This window comes from Candidatus Accumulibacter meliphilus, from assembly GCF_036625345.1.
Lineage (GTDB): Bacteria > Pseudomonadota > Gammaproteobacteria > Burkholderiales > Rhodocyclaceae > Accumulibacter > Accumulibacter meliphilus.
On the sequence record NZ_JAZKTZ010000002.1, the window covers coordinates 198,676 to 218,164 of the forward strand.

18 protein-coding genes, 2 pseudogenes and 1 CRISPR repeat array are annotated in these 19,489 nt (G+C 64.2%); of the genes and pseudogenes, 18 read left to right on the forward strand and 2 right to left on the reverse strand.

Translation table 11 applies throughout. The annotated features are described in order from the left end of the window. Window positions 1-58 precede the first annotated feature (58 nt). The gene (gene rocF, locus V5B40_RS04390; RefSeq protein ID WP_332353705.1) at window positions 59-982 is read right to left on the reverse strand and encodes an arginase; all 924 of its coding nucleotides are present in this window, start codon (window positions 980-982) and stop codon (window positions 59-61) included. 461 nt (window positions 983-1,443) lie between these two features. Here rocF and V5B40_RS04395 point away from each other — a divergent pair, with 461 nt between their 5' ends. From V5B40_RS04395 to V5B40_RS04450, 12 genes and pseudogenes are all read left to right on the forward strand, one after another. Next, window positions 1,444-2,136, forward strand: coding sequence for a hypothetical protein (locus tag V5B40_RS04395; protein WP_332353397.1), 693 nt, complete (start codon window positions 1,444-1,446; stop codon window positions 2,134-2,136). 95 nt (window positions 2,137-2,231) lie between these two features. Next, window positions 2,232-3,464, forward strand: a complete 1,233-nt coding sequence (locus V5B40_RS04400) for a hypothetical protein (RefSeq protein ID WP_332353398.1) — start codon at window positions 2,232-2,234, stop codon at window positions 3,462-3,464. A 573-nt stretch (window positions 3,465-4,037) separates the two neighbouring features. Beyond that, window positions 4,038-5,189, forward strand: a complete 1,152-nt coding sequence (gene csm6 / locus V5B40_RS04405) for a CRISPR-associated ring nuclease Csm6 (RefSeq protein ID WP_332353399.1) — start codon at window positions 4,038-4,040, stop codon at window positions 5,187-5,189. Between the two features lie 167 nt (window positions 5,190-5,356). Continuing rightward, on the forward strand, window positions 5,357-5,734 hold the full coding sequence (locus V5B40_RS04410; RefSeq protein WP_332353400.1) for a hypothetical protein: 378 nt from the start codon (window positions 5,357-5,359) through the stop codon (window positions 5,732-5,734). Between the two features lie 321 nt (window positions 5,735-6,055). Next, entirely contained in the window at window positions 6,056-6,241 is a 186-nt protein-coding gene (locus V5B40_RS04415; protein ID WP_332353401.1) for a hypothetical protein, read from the forward strand. Window positions 6,242-6,471: 230 nt separating this feature from the next. After that, window positions 6,472-8,343, forward strand: a complete 1,872-nt coding sequence (locus tag V5B40_RS04420) for a type III-B CRISPR-associated protein Cas10/Cmr2 (RefSeq protein ID WP_332353402.1) — start codon at window positions 6,472-6,474, stop codon at window positions 8,341-8,343. Window positions 8,344-8,348: 5 nt separating this feature from the next. Then, the gene (locus V5B40_RS04425; protein WP_332353403.1) at window positions 8,349-8,777 is read left to right on the forward strand and encodes a Cas10/Cmr2 second palm domain-containing protein; all 429 of its coding nucleotides are present in this window, start codon (window positions 8,349-8,351) and stop codon (window positions 8,775-8,777) included. Beyond that, on the forward strand, window positions 8,777-9,142 hold the full coding sequence (locus V5B40_RS04430; protein ID WP_332353404.1) for a hypothetical protein: 366 nt from the start codon (window positions 8,777-8,779) through the stop codon (window positions 9,140-9,142). The genes V5B40_RS04425 and V5B40_RS04430 overlap by 1 nt, the downstream gene beginning before the upstream one ends. After that, the gene (locus V5B40_RS04435) at window positions 9,139-9,372 is read left to right on the forward strand and encodes a hypothetical protein (protein ID WP_332353405.1); all 234 of its coding nucleotides are present in this window, start codon (window positions 9,139-9,141) and stop codon (window positions 9,370-9,372) included. Before V5B40_RS04430 ends, V5B40_RS04435 begins: the two co-directional genes overlap by 4 nt. A gap of 35 nt (window positions 9,373-9,407) precedes the next feature. Further along, a pseudogene (locus tag V5B40_RS04440) lies at window positions 9,408-10,576 on the forward strand (type III-B CRISPR module-associated Cmr3 family protein). A gap of 54 nt (window positions 10,577-10,630) precedes the next feature. Next, the gene (locus V5B40_RS04445) at window positions 10,631-11,020 is read left to right on the forward strand and encodes an RAMP superfamily CRISPR-associated protein (protein ID WP_332353706.1); all 390 of its coding nucleotides are present in this window, start codon (window positions 10,631-10,633) and stop codon (window positions 11,018-11,020) included. After that, window positions 10,905-11,240, forward strand: a pseudogene (locus tag V5B40_RS04450) (hypothetical protein); the annotation flags it as partial. The gene V5B40_RS04445 and the pseudogene V5B40_RS04450, both read left to right, overlap by 116 nt. Window positions 11,241-11,275: 35 nt before the next feature. On the opposite strand, the gene V5B40_RS04455 reads toward V5B40_RS04450, so the two are convergent. Next, window positions 11,276-11,491, reverse strand: coding sequence for a hypothetical protein (locus tag V5B40_RS04455; RefSeq protein ID WP_332353725.1), 216 nt, complete (start codon window positions 11,489-11,491; stop codon window positions 11,276-11,278). Window positions 11,492-11,510: 19 nt separating this feature from the next. On the opposite strand from V5B40_RS04455, the gene cmr5 reads away from it, so the two are divergent. From cmr5 to V5B40_RS04485, 6 genes are all read left to right on the forward strand, one after another. Continuing rightward, window positions 11,511-12,362 carry a type III-B CRISPR module-associated protein Cmr5 gene (gene cmr5 / locus V5B40_RS04460; protein ID WP_332353406.1) on the forward strand — a complete coding sequence of 284 codons (852 nt, stop codon included), beginning with the start codon at window positions 11,511-11,513 and terminating at the stop codon, window positions 12,360-12,362. 764 nt (window positions 12,363-13,126) lie between these two features. Then, window positions 13,127-14,305: a TIGR02221 family CRISPR-associated protein gene (gene csx2, locus V5B40_RS04465; RefSeq protein ID WP_332353407.1), complete on the forward strand. Its 1,179-nt coding sequence runs from the start codon at window positions 13,127-13,129 to the stop codon at window positions 14,303-14,305. Window positions 14,306-14,414: 109 nt separating this feature from the next. Further along, window positions 14,415-15,443, forward strand: coding sequence for a CRISPR system precrRNA processing endoribonuclease RAMP protein Cas6 (cas6, locus tag V5B40_RS04470; RefSeq protein ID WP_332353408.1), 1,029 nt, complete (start codon window positions 14,415-14,417; stop codon window positions 15,441-15,443). Window positions 15,444-15,448: 5 nt separating this feature from the next. Continuing rightward, a CRISPR array of direct repeats spans window positions 15,449-17,374; the repeat unit is 36 nt; unit sequence GTCAGTAACCAGCCCTGAAATCAAAGGGATTGAGAC. 39 nt (window positions 17,375-17,413) lie between these two features. Continuing rightward, window positions 17,414-17,761, forward strand: coding sequence for a CRISPR-associated endonuclease Cas2 (gene cas2, locus V5B40_RS04475; RefSeq protein ID WP_291996116.1), 348 nt, complete (start codon window positions 17,414-17,416; stop codon window positions 17,759-17,761). Window positions 17,762-17,774: 13 nt separating this feature from the next. After that, the gene (gene cas1, locus V5B40_RS04480) at window positions 17,775-18,821 is read left to right on the forward strand and encodes a CRISPR-associated endonuclease Cas1 (protein ID WP_291996117.1); all 1,047 of its coding nucleotides are present in this window, start codon (window positions 17,775-17,777) and stop codon (window positions 18,819-18,821) included. Continuing rightward, window positions 18,805-19,110 carry a CRISPR-associated endonuclease Cas2 gene (locus V5B40_RS04485; protein WP_291996118.1) on the forward strand — a complete coding sequence of 102 codons (306 nt, stop codon included), beginning with the start codon at window positions 18,805-18,807 and terminating at the stop codon, window positions 19,108-19,110. Before cas1 ends, V5B40_RS04485 begins: the two co-directional genes overlap by 17 nt. Window positions 19,111-19,489 lie beyond the last annotated feature (379 nt).

Below are 19,489 nucleotides of genomic sequence, written 5' to 3' on the forward strand. Positions count from 1 at the left end.
CGCAACACCGCCCCCGCTCGACCGATTCCCGCCGGCAACGCCCTCCTCCCGCCCCTGGCTACCGGTGCAGACGCATCAGGGTGCTCTTGCCAAACAGGCTCTCGACCAGATCCACCGCCAGTTCTGCGGTCATGTTGCGCAGATCGAGCGCCGGGTTGAGTTCAACAATATCGAGCGAGCGAAGCCGCCCGGTATCGGCGATCATTTCCATGCACAGTTGCGCCTCACGATAGGTCGGACCACCGGGTACCGTGGTACCCACTCCCGGCGCGATTTCAGGGTCGAGGAAATCGACGTCGAGGCTGACATGCAGATGCGTTTCCGAACCGACGCCCGCGAGCGCCTGCTCCATGGTTTCGCGCATGCCGATCTCGTCGACATAGCGCATATCGAAGACCTCGATCCCGATTTCAGCCAGGAAGCGCTTTTCACCGTCATCCACACTACGAATGCCGATCTGGCGAATGTCCTGCGGCAACAGGGCCGGCACATGGCCACCGATTTCGGTGAGTGGCGATGGACCATAACCACACAGGAAAGCGCCCGGCATGCCGTGGATGTTGCCACTGGGAGTCATGATCGCGGTGTTGAAATCGGCGTGCGCGTCGAACCACAGCACACGCAGCTGGCGTCCACTCGCGCGGCAATGCCGGGCGACGGCGCTGATCGAACCGATGGCCAGACAGTGGTCGCCGCCGAGCATGATCGGCAGGCGCCCATCCTGCAGCTCGGCGTACACCGCAGCGTGCACGCTGCGGTTCCAGGCCACGACTTCGTGCATGTGGCGGAAGCCATTCACCGCCGGCAGATCGGGATTGCCTGGGCCGCCCAGGTTGCCGCAGTCCCTGACCTCGACACCAAAGTGGGCGATGGCCGCGACGATGCCGGCAACGCGCAAGGCTTCCGGCCCCATGCGGGCTCCCGGCGTTCCGGCGCCGACGTCGGTGGGCACGCCGATGATGCTAACGGGAAGAATGGTCATGGCAGCCCTGGCAGTTTTGGTGTTCGTCATCAATGAAATCGGCCGAAACCGGCCACGACAAGCGCAAGCGGGTCGTATGCGCGGCCACGCCAGCCCGCAGGTCATTGCGAGGAGGCGCAGCCGACGTGGCAATCCAGTTCCATCCTCTCACCATTTCCCGCCGCATGGGCATGGTGACAACGCAAAAAGCCAAACCTCTGGATCATCCGCCGCGGCCACTTTACACATCCGAGAGATTGACGCCTCTTGGTCGAAGCTCATACACTCTCGTCGGTTTTGTTGGATTTCAAGTCCTTCGAGGCCCGGGAAGCGATCGATAGCGGGTTCATCGGCAGGGTCTGCGGGGCACCGTGGTGCGCGCCCTGGCCCTGCTGGCGCAAGGGGAGACAGGAGTTTCCTGAGGCGCCTATGCGACTTTCACATTAACGCAAGAATGCAAGAATTCGAGAATTCGAGAATCAATGTTCGGACGATCCAAACCCGTTGTCTTCGATCGCTATGAATCGCGCCGCTCGCGCAAGCTGATCCCGAACTGGCTGTGGCTGCTGCTTTTCGGCATCGCGATCGGCGCCGGCGCTTTGTTCTACGCGCAGCACCAACTGCTGCCGCCGCGGCTCTCAGCCGCCGAGGCCAGTCAGCTGCGCGCGGCCATGGATACGGCAGAACAGGAGCGTTCGCGTCTCGCCGCCGAACTGGCGCAGGCCAATAAGCAGCTTGAAGACGCGCTTGCCACGCAGACGCGCATGGCTGGCGAACTCGCTGCCAACCATGCCGACCTTGGCAGGCAGCGTGAGCATGTCGAAGCTTTGCTCGCAGCGCTGCCGTCTGACCCGCGCGACGGCCTTGTCGGGATTCGTGCCGCGCGCTTCAAGGTCGGCGAAGACCAGCTCGGCTATGACATGGTATTCACACGGGCCCAGGCGAAAGGCGCCCCATTTGCCGGCGTGATGCAATTGCACATCGCCGGCAAAACGGCCGGCGGCACCGAAACGACGATTGCGCTCGACCCGGTTGCCGTCAAAGTCGGCGAATACGAAATCGCCCAGGGCAGCCTGCCGATGCCGCGCGGCTTCGTCCCGCGCCAGGCAAGCATCCGCATCCTCGATCACCTCGGCGGCAAGCAGTTCGGCATGCGTGTGCTCAACGTGTACTAGGGTACTAGGCTTGGTGGCCCCTCGCACTGGCAGTGCGCAGTGCGCTGTGCGCATTCCGGCCTGCCCGGCAACGCGTGCCGGCGAGCGATAAAACGATGACCGTCGACGAAAAACGCCGGCAGAAAATGCTCGCCAGGAAGCGCAAAAGCCACGCCGCCCGCAAGCCTGTGCCGCAGCAGCCGCGCAACGCCCAGCCGCTGCCGCCGGCGCCGCTGCTGCCGATCCATGCGGCTCTGGCGACCAAAAACCTGTTCGCCAAGGGCATCGGCATGCTCGCCCTGGCGCGCAAGCTGCCCGACGGCCAGGTGGCCATGGCCACGTTTGTGGTGGACGTCTACTGCCTGGGCGTCAAGAGGGCCCGCTCCGGCATCCTCTCAGCAGACGAATGGGCGGCCTTCGCGCAGCGCCTCGACCTCGAAGCGATCGATCCCGGCTGCCTGCGCAAGCTGATCGAGGGCGCGGTCGCCTACGCCCGCGATCTGGGCTTCGCCCCGCATGCCGACTACGCCCGTGCCGCCGCCCTCTTCGGGAACATCGACGCCGCCACGTGTGCGCAGCGCTACACCTACGGCAAGGACGACAAGCCACTGTACGTCAGCGGGCCTGAAGACACGCCAGCGCAGTCGCGGCACATCCTGGAAACCCTGACCCGCCGCCTGGGAACCAAGGGCTTCCACTTCCTGACCGCTGGCGACCCCCAGCACGCGGGCCTTAGCGGCGAAGTGACAGGGCCGCTGACCGTGTGCAGCTACGAAATCACCGACCAGCCCATCCCCGACGCCGCCTTCGACCGACTGCCCGCCGAGGTGCAGGAACGGATCAACGCCCTCTACCCGAAAGTATTGAAGAGCCGACCACGGGAAGCGCTGGCCGAGGTGCGCGTCCTCATCGAGCAGTATCCCGACATTGCCCAGCTGTACAACTACCTGTACGCCGCTTGCCACAACATGGGCGAGCACGCCGAAGCCGCGCGCGTCAGGGAGGAGACGGTACAGCGTTTCCCCGATTACCTGTTCGGCCGCATCGCCTGGGCCGAGGACTGCCTGAGTCGCGGCGAAACGGCCAGGATCGCCGAGATCTTCGAGCACAAACTCGATCTCAGACTGCTCTACCCCGATCGTGTGCGCTTCCACCTGTCGGAGGTCTTGGGCTTTCAGAGTATTCTCGCGCGCTACTTTCATGCCCAGGGCAAGCAGGAGCTGGCGCAAAAATCCTATGATCTGATGTGCGAAATCGACCCCAAGCACCCGAGTACCCGGCTTGTCCGTGCCACCCTCCACCCGTCACGCCTTGGCAGGTGGCTGCGAGAAAAGCTGCTGCGGCCGTGAAAGCGTCGAGCGCAGGCCGTGCCCTTCCATGCTTGCCGTGTTTCGCAGGCGCGCCGCGGTGGGCAGGTCCAGGAATGGCGATGACAGAACGACCCTTGACTAGAGGAGCGGCCGCGTAAGCCCTTGTCTGCAAGGTGAACGTGCAGCATGGCCGATGCTTGCCTGGCTCACGTTACCGGCCTCCCTATTCCCGTCCCGGCCCCCCTCCCACACCCACCGTCATTGCGAGGAGGCGCAGCCGACGCGGCAATCCAGTGCCATCCTCTCACTGCCTTTCCGTCGCCTCGACAAGCCGCAGAGCCAAACCTCCGCAGAGCCCGTTGGCGACACCTCCGCGCAATGACGCAATGACGCGTCGGCGGCTGTAGCGCTGCTGCATTGTTGACGAGACTTTCGGCAACGCAGACAGGAATGGAAGGCCGATGGATCGAGGGCCGATGAATGGAGGGCCGGTAGCCCTGCAGTGCCGCCCGTCAGAGGCGATCCTCGCCGCATCGCAAGCTTGCCATCCGCCGCCGAGCAGACAGAAGCACGCACAATGGTCGCCAGTCCAACCACCGCCCAGCCGAAGCCATGCTCACGACCACCGAAAGCCCCCACGCATACCCACGCCGCATTCTCGTCGCCGTCACCGGCCTCTCGCCACAAATTGTCACCGAGACCCTGTACGCGCTCGCCGTTGCGCCATCGGGCGCCGCGTTCATCCCCACCGAAGTGCATCTGATCACCACGCGCAGCGGCGCCGAGAAAGCACGCCTGGCACTGCTCTCCGACGAACCGGGCTGGTTCCACCGCCTCTGCCACGACTACGCGCTACCGGCGATCCGCTTCACTCGCGACACCATCCATGTTCTGGAAGGCGCTGACGGCAAGCCACTCGACGACATCCGCTCGCCGGCCGACAACCGCCGCGCCGCCGACGGCATCACCGCCCTCATCCGCCAGTTCACCGCCGACCCCGACTGCGCGCTGCACGTGTCGATCGCCGGCGGGCGCAAGACCATGGGCTTTTTTGTCGGCTATGCGCTGTCGCTCTACGGCCGCCCGCAGGACCAGTTGTCACATGTCCTGGTCTCCGAGCCTTTCGAGTCCAGCATTGGCTTCTACTACCCGACGCCATCGAGCCGGGTCATTGAGATGCCCGGTGGCCGCCTGGTCGACAGCGCACAGGCGCAAGTGACCCTCGCCGAACTGCCTTTCGTCAGCCTGCGCCACGGCCTGCCCGAAGCGCTGCTCACTGGCCTCGCCAGCTACAACGAAACCGTCGCAGCAGCCCGCAGCGCCCTCGCGCCGGCACGACTGCAGATTGACCTGGCGACACGCCGCGTCGCGGCCGGCGGCAAAGTCTTTTCCTTGCCGCCGGCCGAACTCGCCCTGCTCAGCGTCTTCGCCCGTCGCGCGCAGCACGGCGAAGAGCCATTGCCGGCGCCGGCCAAGGAACTCCCCGACAGCGACTGGAAAAATCGCTATCTGGTTGAGTTGCGCTGGATCGCCGGGCCGATGAAAGACCTCGACGAGACCGAACGCGCCCTGCGCAAAGGCATGGACGGCGGTTACTTCTCGGCGCACCTGTCGAAACTCAAGAAGATCCTCAGGCGCGAGCTCGGCCCCGCCGCCGAGGCCTACCTGATCAGCGACGGTGGCAGCCGTCCACGTCGCTACAGCCTCGGCCTGCGTCCGACGGCGGTCGCTTACGGCGAGATCGAAAGCGTAGCCCCCGAATAGTGGGAGCGTTGGTCCCGCATCGACTCCTCGGTTTCGCACTAGCCCGCGACAAGCTTGCCGTTGCACAACCGCCTCGCGAAAGCGGTTATGCTGAAAGCGACTTCAGGTCGTGCACACCTCAATGTCAAGGAGTCGACCGAATATCCGGCACCGATGAGGAAGAATCAATGACAAGAACGACCCTCGCGTATGACCTCAGCTTTGCCACGCCAGCCTTCGTCGGCGATGCCGCACAGCAGGCGCAGTGGCGCACGCCACCATTCAAGGCACTGATTCGCCAATGGTGGCGAGTGGTCAAGGCACCGCAAGTGGGCTTCCAAGTCGACGGCCCTGACGGACTGCGGGCTGCCGAGCACAAGCTCTTTGGCAGCGCCTCGGACAACTTCGGCGAGAGCTCACACCAGTCCCTGGTGAGACTGCGGTTGAAAGACTGGGGCGTTGGCCAACTGGCCAATTCCGGGTGGCCCCGACAGGAAATTCAAAAGATCCCGGTCGGCAAGGACAGGTCCTTCGTGCCGACCTTTACCTTGGCTTTGGGCCAATAACGCCCGAGCCAGCAGGAAGAAGGGACTTCCGGAGCACGTACGGCTGGCCATCGACCCACAGAAGCAGCGCAACGAACTGTCGGTCGCCTTTGTTCGAACGATTACCGGGAACCAGATCGACGAAGTTCGTCAAGCGATCAGACTGGCTTCGTGGTTTGGCGGCATTGGCAGCCGTGCGCGCAATGGCTGGGGGTCGATCACGTTCCAGGGCGATGCCATCCCGCGGCTGCCCCATGGCCTTGAAGACCTCGTCGCTTACTGCCAGCCTTTTCAGGAATGCTTCGCGAGCCGATCGCGACTGGCCGCATGCAATCGGCAGCGATGACCTGGGCCCTGGTCTGGATCGGCAGCAAAGAAGGAGCGCCGTTCAAGAACTGGCGAGAGGCGGTGTTCTTCCTCGCCACCTTGCGGCGAGATATCCGGGCCACGGCCAAGCGCTTCGGCCGAAATCAGGACATCTCGGCAAACCAGTTGATCGCCTATCCGGTAACCCAATCGAACAACTAGACGCTGGGGGAATGACGAACGTATCGCGAGCTCGCTGCGGCTGAAGGTCGTCGAAACGGGGCAAGGACTGGTGCCGGTCGCTGTTCATCTGCCTTGTGCAGTGCCCAGGGTCTTGTTCGACAAGCTGTCGCCGAAGCGATCAGCGCTGGATCGATCGCAAAGCAGGTCGATATCTGGGCGGCTGTTCATCAAGACATAGGCAAGAAGATGAATCGACTGGGAACCATGAAATGAACAGCCTCTGGAAAAAGAAACTCGCCGCCTGGCTGCACGACCCGGCGGAGAAGGCGCTGGTCCTGATGCGCGACGACGTCGGCCATGAGCACGGTTCGGTCAAGGACCTGCGCGAACTGCTCGGCATCAACGGCGCCGATTTCGACAAGCGCGCCGACTGGTTCGCCGCAGCGGCCGACCGGCCGCAATGGCCATGCGAACCCGGCCGGCCGCGCCCGGCGTGGGCCAACGTCCGCTTCGCCAATCAGCCGCTGCTGATCCACCCGCTGTCCGGCGAAGAAATCGACCTCGGCAGTCTCGACGACATCGCCGCGAAGCACATCCGCACGGTCAGCCTCGACCACTTCAGCGATCTGATCGAACGTGACGTCAACGGCAAGCCCGACCTGCGGCTGACGTATCTCGCCTTCTGGCGTTTCGGCCCGGAGCCTGCCCTCGTCGCGCCGGAAATCGGCGATCTCTGGCGCGTCCTGCCCGCCGACACCCGCGTCCCCGATCACTCGATCTGGACGCACCTGGACACTGTATCGGCGCTGGCCGGCGCGCTCACCGACGACGAACCGGCCCTGCTCAGCATGAGCTTCGGCCCCGTGCAGGGCTTCATCGCCCAGGCCCGTTCGACCTCCGACCTGTGGGCGGGATCGCACCTGCTCTCGTCGCTGGTCTGGGAAGGTCTCAAGGTCATCTGCGCAGCGCTCGGGCCTGACGCCATCGCCTTCCCCAGCCTGCGCGGCGTCGCCGCGGTCGACCGCTGGCTGCTCGAAGTCGCCGACGCCGCCGGCCGCGGCGATCAGTGGCGCCAGCGCTTCACCACCATCGACGCCGAGTGGCTGCACCGCGCCACCGACGCCAACCCGCTGTTCGCCGCAACGCTGCCCAACAAGTTCATGGCCATCGTACCGGCACGCCAGGCCGAGCAACTCGCGCGGCAGGTCGTCGAAGCGGTTCGGGACGCGGCACGCGCCTGGGCCGCAGAAGCGGCGCAGCACGTCCTTGATGACCGTGACCAGGGGCAGCACTGGCAGGAGCAACTCGACAGCCAACTCGCCGGTTTTCCCGAAGCGCAGTGGGCCATCGCCGAATGGCCGATCGGCAGCGACCGCGACCGCCTGCCCGATGCCGATCGGCTACGGCAGGCGCTGGCTGGCTACGGCACCGACAGCCTGTTCGGAGAAGAAGTCTGGAAAGTGCTCAACCGCGAAGTCAGGATCGACGGCGCCGAATTCTTCAAACCCAACGCCGGCATCGTCTATCCCGCCGTGCACGAACTGGCCGAACGCAGCCTCGCCGCTGCCAAGAGCCTGCGTCCCTTTGCGCCGCTGCCACAGCACGGCCACCGCTGCACGCTGTGCGGTGAACGCGAATGGCTCACCGAAACGGCCGCGCAACTGCATATCCCGGCCGGCGAGCGTCGCGAGACGCCCTGGCTGCGCAAGGCACGAGGCCGGCCGGTTCGGCATCCGCAAGGGCGAACATCTGTGCGGCGTATGCACGCTCAAGCGCCTGTGGCCGACGCTGTTCGTCGAAGGCTGGGCGAGTTGCTGGACGACAAGCCGGCGCGTTTCGTGATCAGCACGCACACCATGGCGCTGGCGACCTCGCTCGACCGCCTGGCGAAGACTTCGGGGCCGGAAACGCTCGAAAGGCTCAGCGCGCTGTCGCGCAAAGTTCGGATTCCTCGAGCATCCGCCCGTGGCGCTTCCGAGTTCGCTGCACGGCGCCTGCGCGCTGCGGCCAGCCACGGTCGTGGACATCGTCAAGCGCCTGCCTTCGGCCCTCGACGAGCGCGCAACGAAGCGGCCGAAGAGCGCCTTGCGGAGGCATCGCCGAACTGCTCGGCGCCAGACCCGAAACCTACTACGCGCTGATCCAGATGGACGGCGACCACATGGGCGCCTGGCTGGCCGGCAATGACCCCGACTACCAGTGCCGCTTCCCGGCGACCTGGCACCCGCAGGTCCGCGCGTCGCTCGATCGTTTCCGCGGCGACCCGGCGGTCGCCGCCTATCTCGACTCATCGCGGCCCGCCTCCCCGGCCCGCCACGCCGCCATTTCCGCGGCGCTCAACGACTTCTCGACGCACGTCGCCCGACACATCGTCGAAAACGTCTGCAAGGGCAAGCTGCTCTACGCCGGCGGCGACGATGTCCTGGCCATGCTCTCGGTCGACGACCTGATGCCGGCGATGCTCCTGCTGCGCGCCGCCTGGAGCGGCAGCGGCGACTTGAGCGGCTTGCCGGCGACATCGACGTCAGGGGTCTGCAACTCGCCAAGGGCTACGCCCGCCTCAAGGGCCGCCTGATGCCGATGATGGGCAGCCGTGCCAGCGCCAGCATCGGCGCCGTGGTCGCCCACCACCAGGCGCCACTGTCGGCCGTGCTGCGCGAGTTGCGCCGTGCCGAAGCAGTAGCCAAGGCGCATGGCCGCAACGCTTTCTGCCTGCGCGTCATCAAGCGCGGCGGTGGCGAAGTGGGCGTCACCAGCCGCTTCTGGGAAATGCCGCACGCCGTCGGGGCAACACCCGCGGCACCGCTGCTCGCCGATACGGCCTTGGGACTGCTGCTGCGCTTTGCCGAAACGCTGGCGCAGCCCGAGATGTCGCGACGTGCCGTGTACAACGCCCTCGAATGGCTGTCCGGCCTGCCGGAACGCGGCTGCACGGCATGAGCGACGAAGCCTGGCGGCAGATGCTCGCCAGCAATCTCGCCTGGCAGATCGAAAGGCAGGGCGGTGTGGTGCAGCACGCCAGGGAGTTCGTCGACCTGGCCTGTCGCGAAAGTGCCAAGCCGGCCGAAACGGCCCGCGTCCTCGGCGAATCTGCTGGTCACCGCCGAATTCTTCGCCCGCAACGGCCGTGCCTTCGGCCAGCCGCCGCACAAGCAGGAGCACCTCGATGAGCACCTACCACTTCGTTCAGCCGCTCGACGTGCTGATGATCCGCGGCAACAAGTCCTTCGGTGGCGACGGCCAGCACGGCGAAGCCGTCATGCCGCCCTGGCCGTCGCTCTTTGCCGGTGCCTTCCGCTCGGCGCTGCTCGGCAAGGACGCCGGCCAACTCGCGAGCTTCGCGCATGCCGGCGACCGACTGGCCGGCGACCTGGGCGCGGTGCTCGGCAGCCGTGACGAGCCGGGCAGCTTTGCCATCAATTGGCTGTCACTCGCGATTCTCGGCGCCGAGGCCGGCGCGCCGCAGGCGATCGTGCCGCTGCCGGCCGACCTCGTTGCCTTCGACGCCCCCCGCGTCGCGCCGCTGGTTTCCCTGCAGCCGACAGCGCCGTCGGCCGGCTGCATGGCGAGCGGCGAGCTGCCACTCGTCGCCCACCTGCGTATCGCCAGGCAGGCCAAGCCACAGGCCGGCCGCTGGCTCGACGCCGCCGGGCTGGCTGCGCACCTGCGCGGCGAACTGCCGGCGCGCACGCTGAGCAGCGCGGATCTCTTCAAACGCGAAACCCGGCTGGGCATCGCTCTCGACCAGCGGCTCGCGCACGGCCGCCGACGGCGCGCTCTATACCAGCGAAGCGATCGCCCTCGCCAGCCGGTCGGCTTCCTCGTCGGCTGCGAGGGAGACGGTGGCCAGTTGCCGAAATCAGGTCACCTGCGACTCGGTGGCGACGGCAAGGGCGCACGCTACCGCGCAATTGCCTTCACCGCACCCGTCGTACCCCGGCAAGAAATCGCCGCCAGCCGCCGCTTCCGGATCATCCTCGCGACACCTGGCGTATTCGCCGGCGGCTGGCTGCCCGAAGGGTCACACGCTGCGGCGCCGGGGACTACCGACTGCAAGGCGACGGCTTCTCGGCGCGTCTCGCCTGCGCCGCCGTCCCGCGCTTCGACACCATCTCCGGCTGGGATCTCGCCCGGCAGCAGCCCAAGACCGCCCAGCGCGTGGCCCCGGCCGGCAGCGTGTACTGGTTCGACGACTTCGCCGGCGATGTCGGCAAGCTTGCCGAATGGGTGGCCGGCGGGCTGTGGGGCGATAATCCTGACCGACAACGCCGCGCGGAAGGTTTCAACCGCGCCTGGCTCGGACTTTGGAGGAGAAATACACGCGTGACTGTTTCACTCCCGACTCGCCGATTCAATGCCACCGCTGCAACCTGATCCCCGACGAAAGGCCACCTCCATGTTCGAAGCCCAGCAACTCGTTTTCTACTCCTGCGTCAGCCCCGTGCACATGGGCGCCGGTCAGGCGATCGGCGTCATCGACAACCCGATTCAGCGCGAAGTCCATACCGGCCACCCCTGATCGCCGGCTCCGGCCTCAAGGGCGCGGTGCGGCACCACTTCACGCGCACCTGGAAGGACAGCGAGCTGATCAGCCGCCTGTTCGGACCCGAGCGCAACGCCTCCGACCATGCCGGCGCGATCGCTTTCACCGATGCCACGCTGGTCACCTTCCCGGTGCGCTCGCTGCGCAACACCTTCGTCCATGCCACCTGCCCGAGCGCCCTGGCACGCCTCAAGCGCCTCGCCGGAAGCACTGCGACATGGGCCGTACCGACCGTCACCGAGGCAACGCACAGCTTGCCAGTGCGGCCATCCTGACCGACAAGCGGCTGCTGCTCGAAGTGTTCGATTTCGCCGGGACAGCAGACCCAAGGTCACCGCCATCGCCGACTGGCTGGCCGCGAACGCCCTGCCACCCGGCGACGAACATGAATTCTTCCGCAACAAGCTGAAGAATGACCTCGTCGTCCTCTCGGACACCGATTTCGGGCACTTCGTCCGCAATGCGACCGTCGTCGAGGCGCACGTCAGAATCGACGACGAGACCGGTACGGCGGCCGACGGCGCGCTGTTCTACACCGAGAACCTGCCGCCCGAAACGCTGCTCGCCGGTCTGCTGCTCGCCAGCGTCGAGCGCCGCAAAGGGTCCCGGACAGGGATGACCTTTACGACGCCGAGCGCGTGCTCGCCAGCGTGCTCCATGACCAGGGCGAGCGCCGCGGGCTGCACGACCACCTGCTGCAGGTCGGCGGCGACGCCACCAGCGGCCGCGGCCTGATCGTCATCCACGCCGCCGCGGGAGACCGCGATGAACACCCTCGACCAGCGACGCGCGCAATACGCCTGGGAGCGTGCGAACCGCAACACCAGGGTCGACGGCTACCGCGAGATGGTCAAGGGCGCTCCCGCACTGGTGATGGGCAACGGGCTGATGGCCACACTGGCCTACTACCGCTCGCGCACCGGCAGCAACGAGCGCGCGCAATCCGGTCCTTCTCGAAGACGTGCTCGGCTGGCTGGCGAAGCGTCAGATCGTCCCGCCGATTTCGCATCGGCGATGAATGCCTTTTTCAACGCCGGAGGCGCAGGACGTGATGCGCGCCACCGACGAAACGCTGGCCATGCTCCGCTGGCTGCGCCAGTTCGCCGACGCCGTGGAGGGCGCACGATGAACGTCGCTGCCGTTCCCAAATACGTCCGGGAAGCGCCGCCGGCTTTCCGCAATTGCCCGCCCGGCCATCGCTTCAACCTCTATTTCGAGATCTGGCAGGAGGGCAACTGGCTGATCGCCAAGAACGGCAAGGCCGACGCCTGCGCGCAGTGCCTCGCCCTGGGCGACGCAGCCCCGGTTTTGCAAGCGCTGCGCGCGCGCCAGCAGGCCCTCGCCGGAGCCCTTCCCGAAGAACAGCGCCAGATCATCGACGCCGTGTCGACCGCCCCTTCGCCACCGGACTCGGGCTCGAACACCCGGTCGACAACGGCTTCGCCTTCTCTCACGCCCTACGGCCTGCCCTACCTCGCCGGCAGCGGCGTCAAGGGCGTGCTGCGGCAGGCGGCGAACGAGCTTCGCGACGACGGCGATGCGGCGATCACGCAACCGCTGATCGACGCGCTCTTCGGCCAGGACTGCAGGGCGCCGACGCGCTGCGCGGCGCGCTGACCTGCTGGGATGTCTTTCCGCAGCCGTTCGGCGACAGCCTGTCGTCGAGATCATGACACCCCACTTCGGCGACTACTACCAGAACAAGGGCACGCCACACGACGCCGGCAAACCCAATCCGATTCCCTTTCTGGCCGTCCCCGCGCGCTCCGAATTCCGCTTCGTCGTGACCTGCGATCCCGCGCGCCTGCCGGCAGACTGCCCCGACTGGAAGACCACCCTCGACCGCATCATCGACGCACGCCTTCGCCTGGCTGGGTTTCGGCGCCAAGACCGCAGTCGGCTACGGCGCGCTGGCCGAAGACCCTGGCGGCAGTGGAAGAGCGCCGGCGGGTGGAGGATCAACGCGTCAGCGGGCTGCAAGCAGCCGAGGCGGCGCGCCGCGCGCAACTCTCACCCGGAAGACCAGGAACTGGAAGCCGCCCGTGGCAGCATCGCGTCTTGCGCAGCGCTTTCGATGTGCCAAGGCAACCGGCAAATACCAGGCCGGCTCGTCGCCGATCGACCAGGAACCGCGACTTGCAACTTTTCCAGCAGGCTGTCGAATGGCAATCCCGATCGCGCGCAACGAGGCCGCCGCGCTGCTGCGAGAAGTCATCAAGTGGACCGGCTGGCCTGGCAACAAAACGCAAGCAGCAGTTCCAGGACTGGCTGAGCGGCGCTGGAATCATGAGCGACGCCAAACAATCGGTCGGGCCAGCCAGGAAGCGAGCGCGACCGCCCATGTGCATCTGCGTAGACGACCCACCACCCGGAGCACGACCATGACCACCCTCATCAGTTTCCTAGGCAAGGGTATGGGTAACGCCAAACCCGGTAGCGGCTATCGAACGGCAACCTACCAGTTTGACGATGGGTCCACGCGCACCGAGGCTTTCTTTGGCTTGGCGCTGACCGAATATCTCCGGCCTCACCGCCTCATTCTGGTCGGGACAGACGCCAGCATGTGGGATGTTTTTTTTGATCGGCAAGGTGTTGATGACGAGACCGTGCTGGAATTGATGACGGCGGTGGAAGCCGGGCAGGTCGATGAAAAACTGCTGCAGGTTCCGCGCCGCCAGCTCGCCGAACAACTCGGCATACCTGTGGACTGCTTCCTGATCAGTTACGCGCGCAGCGCCGGCGAACAGATCCAGGTCCTGAGGCAACTCGCGGCAGTGGTGCAGCCCGGCGAATGCCTGCATATCGACATCACGCACGCCTTTCGCCATCTTCCAATGCTGGCGCTCGTAGCCGCGCGTTATTTGACGCGTGTCCGCGCTGTCAAGGTCGAGGAGCTATTCTACGGCGCACTCGATATGACACTGCCGGGCCAGCCGACACCGGTACTCCGGCTGCGAGGTCTCCTGGAAATGCTCGACTGGGTAGACGCACTGGCCACTTACGACAAGGACGGTGACTACAGCGTCTTCGCACCACTGCTGATTAAAGACCAAATGGCAGCGAGCCGTGCCGGGAAACTTGCGGACGCAGCGTACCTGGAACGTACCAGCAACACTGACGAGGCTCGTGAAAAGCTGAAGAGCGTGTTTCCGGCAGTTGAAGCCCACGACGGCGCGCTCGGCGGGCTATTCACCGAAACGCTCAAGGAGCGTATTAGCTGGTATCGAGGACCAACCCGCCACAGTCGCGAGCTTTCGCTCGCCGATGCCTACTTGCAACGCCGCGATTACCTGCGCGCTGCCACCTTTATGTACGAGGCCTTCGTGACACGGGCTTGCTACACCGAGAAACTCGATGATCGCGACGCGTTTATGCGCGATGAAGCGTACGAAACGGCAAGAGAAAAAGCGCCGCCAGTCAGGCTACTCAAGAAGCTTCGCAACGCCCTCGCCCACGGCGTGCGGGTAAATGACGAGAGGACAAAGGATATCGGCGAAATTCTGGCCGACGAGAGCCGCCTGCGCAACGAACTGTACGCGCTACGCCGCAAGCTTTTCTAGCCCAATTGGAGGCACGAATCACCATGAAGAGTCGGCAGAAGCGCTCGTGCAATACACTTGGGAACAGCCATAGGCGGGAGGTACGCGGCCGCCTGAAGGTGGGTCATCCATGAGCCCCCCCGCCCCCTTCCCGGTCGCCCGCTACCGATTCGAATTCGAGGTCAGGCAGCCGATTCGTCTGCCTGACTACGCCGGCTCGATGCTGCGTGGCGCTTTCGGCCACGCGCTGCGCCAACTTGCGTGCATGACCCGGCAGAAGGATTGCGCCGCTTGCCCGCTGATCGCTTCCTGCCCGTATCCAGCCGTCTTCGCGCCGCCCCCGCCGACCAGTCACCGCCTGCAGCAGTTCTCGCAGCTGCCGGTGCCCTACGTCATCGAACCGCCGGCATGGGGCAGCCGCGTGCTCGCCGAAGGTGAAACGCTGATCTTCCACCAGGTGCTGATCGGCAAGGCGCTGCAGGAACTGCCGCTGATCATCCTGGCCTGGCGACGCGCGTTCGCGCGCGGCGTCGGCGCCGGCGACGGAACGGCGGATCTGCGCCGCGTCATCCATTGCGGTGATGCCGGCGAGCACGAGATTCACCGCCCTGAAATCGGAACGATCGCTACGCATGCGCAGACGGTTGTCCTGAAAGGCACGGACGACAGCGCGACGCCCGGCGCCGCCGTGCTCCACTTTGAAACACCGCTGCGCCTGCAGCACAACGGCCGCGCGCTGCCCCCCGACAAACTGCACGCGCGCACGCTGCTCATGGCCTTGACCCGGCGTGCGAGCCTGCTCGCCGAATTCCATGCTCACGGCCCGCTGGCCAGTGACTTTACGACGCTCAGCACAGCCGCTGCACTGATCCGCGAAGAGAAGCGTCTGACCTGGCTTGACTGGACCCGCTTTTCGTCCCGGCAAAAGCAGAAAATGAGTCTCGGTGGCGTCATCGGCACCTGGCGGCTCGAAGGTCCCCTGGCACCGTTCGCCCCTTTCCTGCAACTCGGGGAATGGCTGCATGTCGGCAAGGAAGCAAGCTTCGGGCTCGGCCAATACCAGTTGGCCCGGGACCGCCCCGAAGACACCTCTGACAGCCTCGACAAACCCCGCGACTGCCAGCGCCAAGTGTCTGAAACACAAGAATTAAATCTGTAGGTGCGGTCAGTAACCAGCCCTGAAATCAAAGGGATTGAGACGTCGTCGATTACCGCGATTAGCGACAAGCTGCTGAGGTCAGTAACCAGCCCTGAAATCAAAGGGATTGAGACCCCTTGTTTCTGTTAAGCCTTGCGATTGGCCATGAGTCAGTAACCAGCCCTGAAATCAAAGGGATTGAGACACTTTCGTTGCCGCTGCCTTTGCCGCCCTTGCGGCTGTCAGTAACCAGCCCTGAAATCAAAGGGATTGAGACACCAGAAACGCTTTGGCCAATTCTCGGCGTCCGTCAGTAACCAGCCCTGAAATCAAAGGGATTGAGACCTTCCGCAGGTGTCCGAGAACCGGACGAGCTCCGTCAGTAACCAGCCCTGAAATCAAAGGGATTGAGACGTCATTGGCGGGTGAGGCTGGGTGTGGCGGCTGGGTCAGTAACCAGCCCTGAAATCAAAGGGATTGAGACTTATGATTCGTGGTTACATTGTAGAAACATCTCTGTCAGTAACCAGCCCTGAAATCAAAGGGATTGAGACTTCCGGCGACGACGTAGCTGACAGTCACTTTCGAGGTCAGTAACCAGCCCTGAAATCAAAGGGATTGAGACAAGGGCAGGAATTCCAATTGAGAGAACTATTCGTCAGTAACCAGCCCTGAAATCAAAGGGATTGAGACACCTTGCACCGAACAAACGTTGCCATGCCGACCCGTCAGTAACCAGCCCTGAAATCAAAGGGATTGAGACCAGCTGCTCGCGTTCGTCTTGCGTCTCGACGGGAGTCAGTAACCAGCCCTGAAATCAAAGGGATTGAGACGTACGGTTATCGTGCTGCTTAATGATAACCGACAATGTCAGTAACCAGCCCTGAAATCAAAGGGATTGAGACCTGGTTGGTAAAGCCGAATTCGCGGATGGATTCTGTCAGTAACCAGCCCTGAAATCAAAGGGATTGAGACCGACGAGCTGCGCAAGTTTCGCAGAGAAGCGGGTCAGTAACCAGCCCTGAAATCAAAGGGATTGAGACGCCTTCGCACTCACGACCATGTTCCACGTTTCTGGGTCAGTAACCAGCCCTGAAATCAAAGGGATTGAGACGCCCACCAAATAGCCAGCCGGCGCATCGCATAGGTCAGTAACCAGCCCTGAAATCAAAGGGATTGAGACAGCCCGAACACGCCATAGCAGGTATTGATCACCGTCAGTAACCAGCCCTGAAATCAAAGGGATTGAGACTTATTACCTGCCGTAAGAGTGCCGATTGTCGTGCGTCAGTAACCAGCCCTGAAATCAAAGGGATTGAGACTTGCGCGCCCTTGGGAACGTCGTGCATTGCTTGCGATGTCAGTAACCAGCCCTGAAATCAAAGGGATTGAGACATAGCGCCGTCGATCCATGCAGCGTTGAACTCCACGTCAGTAACCAGCCCTGAAATCAAAGGGATTGAGACATACCCTCCTCGCGGATAACCGCATTATCATAATCGGTCAGTAACCAGCCCTGAAATCAAAGGGATTGAGAGCTGTGGGCTACGCGTAATCCACGCCCGTCAGTAACCAGCCCTGAAATCAAAGGGATTGAGACAGAAGGTCTTGTCGCACTGCGCGCCATAGGTGCGTCAGTAACCAGCCCTGAAATCAAAGGGATTGAGACGCATGTAGTTCGCTGAGGGTGACAAGCTCCAGGTTGGTCAGTAACCAGCCCTGAAATCAAAGGGATTGAGACATTGTTAAACATGACTTACCCTCCTAAGCAATCGGTCAGTAACCAGCCCTGAAATCAAAGGGATTGAGACCTCCCTTCTCCCCACTCCCTCCGCGAATCGCTGCGTCAGTAACCAGCCCTGAAATCAAAGGGATTGAGACCCTGCTTGAGAGCTTCGCATTCTTTCTCGTGCGCTGTCAGTAACCAGCCCTGAAATCAAAGGGATTGACGGACGATTGCCGCCGCTGCATTTTTCCGCCTGTATCGATCAGTGATTTTCGGCAAGCTTGCCGGACCTGACAGGAGTGCCACGGAGGCCTATCGTGGCGACATGAACGATGTGGCGCGAACGCTGTACCTGGTCTGCTACGACATCTGCGAGCCGAAGCGGCTGCGGCGGGTGCACCGGTATTTGATGGGCTACAAGGTCGGTGGTCAAAAATCGTTCTTCGAGTGCTGGCTGACCGCGGCTGAACTTCGTGAAGTGCGCAACACGCTGGCCGAATTGCTCGCTTTAAGTGAAGACCGGGCACACATCTTCCAGCTCGATCCGCGCATGCGGCGCGACATGTTGGGCCGGGCGACGCAGCCGGTGACGGATGTTTTTCTGATCGTTTGAGGGGGGAGAAACGATGACCAGTCTGTATGTTGACCGGCGCTGCGTGACGCTGAAGGCGGACGGCGAGGCGCTGGTGTTCTACGAGAACGGCGAGCGCATCGGCACCGTACCGCTGGCGCCCTTATCGCGGGTCTTCATCCGCGGCGACGTGACGCTGTCGTCGTCGCTGCTCGGCAAACTCGGCGAGCGTGGAATCGGGGTGGTCGTTCTCTCCGGGCGCAAGGCGCTGCCGACGATGCTGCTCGGTCGTCCGCACAATGACGCGGCGCGGCGAGTGGCGCAGTACCGGCTGTCGCTCGACGCCGACTTCTGCCTGCGTTTTTCGCGGGCCATCGTCGAAGCCAAGCTGCGCGCACAGGCAGACTTCCTCACCCTCCGCCGCGACAGCGAACCGCGTTCACGCTATCTGCTGACGCTGTCCCTGCGGCAACTCGCCAGCTGCATCGGGGCGGTGGACGAGCAGCATTCGCTTGCTTCGCTGCGCGGCCTCGAAGGCGCCGGTGCCGCGGCCTACTTCGAGGGCTTCGCCGACCTGCTGCCCGAGCGCCTGAAGTTTGCCGGCCGCAACCGCCGGCCGCCGCGAGACCCGGTGAACGCGGTGCTCTCGCTCTCGTACACGCTGCTACACGCTGAGGCAGTCCTGGCCTTGTACGGCGCCGGGCTCGATCCTTTCGTCGGTTTCTATCATGCGCTGGATTTCGGCCGCGAGTCGCTCGCCTGTGATCTGGTCGAACCACTGCGCGTCGAGATCGATCAGCACACCCTGATGCTCTTTCGCTCGGAGAAACTGCGCGCCGACGATTTTTCACAGACCGACGGCGGCTGCCTCCTCGGCAAGGCGGGACGCGCCCGCTACTACGCCGAGTGGGAGCCGCTGGCCGGGCGGCTGCGCAAACTGCTCACCGAAAGCGTGTCCGACGTGGCGGCAGCGATCACCCAATCGGGTTCCGTCGATGCGCCGCCCGCGCAGCGCAAGGATACGCATGCGCTGCTGCCGGCACTCGCTACGGATGGCCTCGATACGCTGGCCGAAGGCGAAGATGATGACTTCGACGAATAGTTTGCAGGCCTTCGTGATCGGCTACGACATCAGCAACCCGCGCCGCTTGCAGCGCATCCATCGCGAGATGTGCAAGCACGCGGCGCCGCTCGAGTACAGCATCTTTCTGCTGGTCGGCAGCGAAGCCGACAAGGAGCGCTGCCTGGACGAGATTGCCGAGCTGATGGAACTTGCCGACGACGACGTGCGCTGCTACCCGCTGCCCACGCGCGGCTTTCAGGGCCGCATCGGGCGCGCCAGCTTGCCGGAGGGAATCGTGTGGACCGGGCTGCCCGCGGCAATCGCCTGAGCGGCAAGCCTGCAGGCTGCCAGGCGCCAGGCCGTGCCAGCCGCAGCGCGGCCGGCATCGCCACGCCACGCCCGGCTCCATCCCGCACGCCGCTATTGACCAACTCTGTCACCGTCACCGTGACCGACACCGTCATTGCGAGGAGGCGCAACCGAGCTGGCAATCCGGTGCCATCCTCTCGCTGACTTTCGACCGTATCAGCCACGCGAAGAGCCAAACCTCTGGATTGCCGCGTCGGCTTCGCCTCCTCGCAATGACCTGCGAGCTGCGCTAGTGCTCCTTTCATGACGAGACTTTGCGCAAGCCCGCAGGCAGCGCGAACCCCGTGCGGTAGCTGGAATGCCTACGCTCCACCCGGCCCGCAACATCACACGCGCGG

Bases quoted from the DNA above. Each gene is read 5' to 3' on its own strand.
- rocF (WP_332353705.1), bottom strand. From the start codon at position 982: ATGACCATTCTTCCCGTTAGCATCATCGGCGTGCCCACCGACGTCGGC.
- V5B40_RS04395 (WP_332353397.1), top strand. From the start codon at position 1,444: ATGTTCGGACGATCCAAACCCGTTGTCTTCGATCGCTATGAATCGCGC.
- V5B40_RS04400 (WP_332353398.1), top strand. From the start codon at position 2,232: ATGACCGTCGACGAAAAACGCCGGCAGAAAATGCTCGCCAGGAAGCGC.
- csm6 (WP_332353399.1), top strand. From the start codon at position 4,038: ATGCTCACGACCACCGAAAGCCCCCACGCATACCCACGCCGCATTCTC.
- V5B40_RS04410 (WP_332353400.1), top strand. From the start codon at position 5,357: ATGACAAGAACGACCCTCGCGTATGACCTCAGCTTTGCCACGCCAGCC.
- V5B40_RS04415 (WP_332353401.1), top strand. From the start codon at position 6,056: ATGACCTGGGCCCTGGTCTGGATCGGCAGCAAAGAAGGAGCGCCGTTC.
- V5B40_RS04420 (WP_332353402.1), top strand. From the start codon at position 6,472: ATGAACAGCCTCTGGAAAAAGAAACTCGCCGCCTGGCTGCACGACCCG.
- V5B40_RS04425 (WP_332353403.1), top strand. From the start codon at position 8,349: ATGGACGGCGACCACATGGGCGCCTGGCTGGCCGGCAATGACCCCGAC.
- V5B40_RS04430 (WP_332353404.1), top strand. From the start codon at position 8,777: ATGCCGATGATGGGCAGCCGTGCCAGCGCCAGCATCGGCGCCGTGGTC.
- V5B40_RS04435 (WP_332353405.1), top strand. From the start codon at position 9,139: ATGAGCGACGAAGCCTGGCGGCAGATGCTCGCCAGCAATCTCGCCTGG.
- cmr5 (WP_332353406.1), top strand. From the start codon at position 11,511: ATGAACACCCTCGACCAGCGACGCGCGCAATACGCCTGGGAGCGTGCG.
- csx2 (WP_332353407.1), top strand. From the start codon at position 13,127: ATGACCACCCTCATCAGTTTCCTAGGCAAGGGTATGGGTAACGCCAAA.
- cas6 (WP_332353408.1), top strand. From the start codon at position 14,415: ATGAGCCCCCCCGCCCCCTTCCCGGTCGCCCGCTACCGATTCGAATTC.
- cas1 (WP_291996117.1), top strand. From the start codon at position 17,775: ATGACCAGTCTGTATGTTGACCGGCGCTGCGTGACGCTGAAGGCGGAC.
- V5B40_RS04485 (WP_291996118.1), top strand. From the start codon at position 18,805: ATGACTTCGACGAATAGTTTGCAGGCCTTCGTGATCGGCTACGACATC.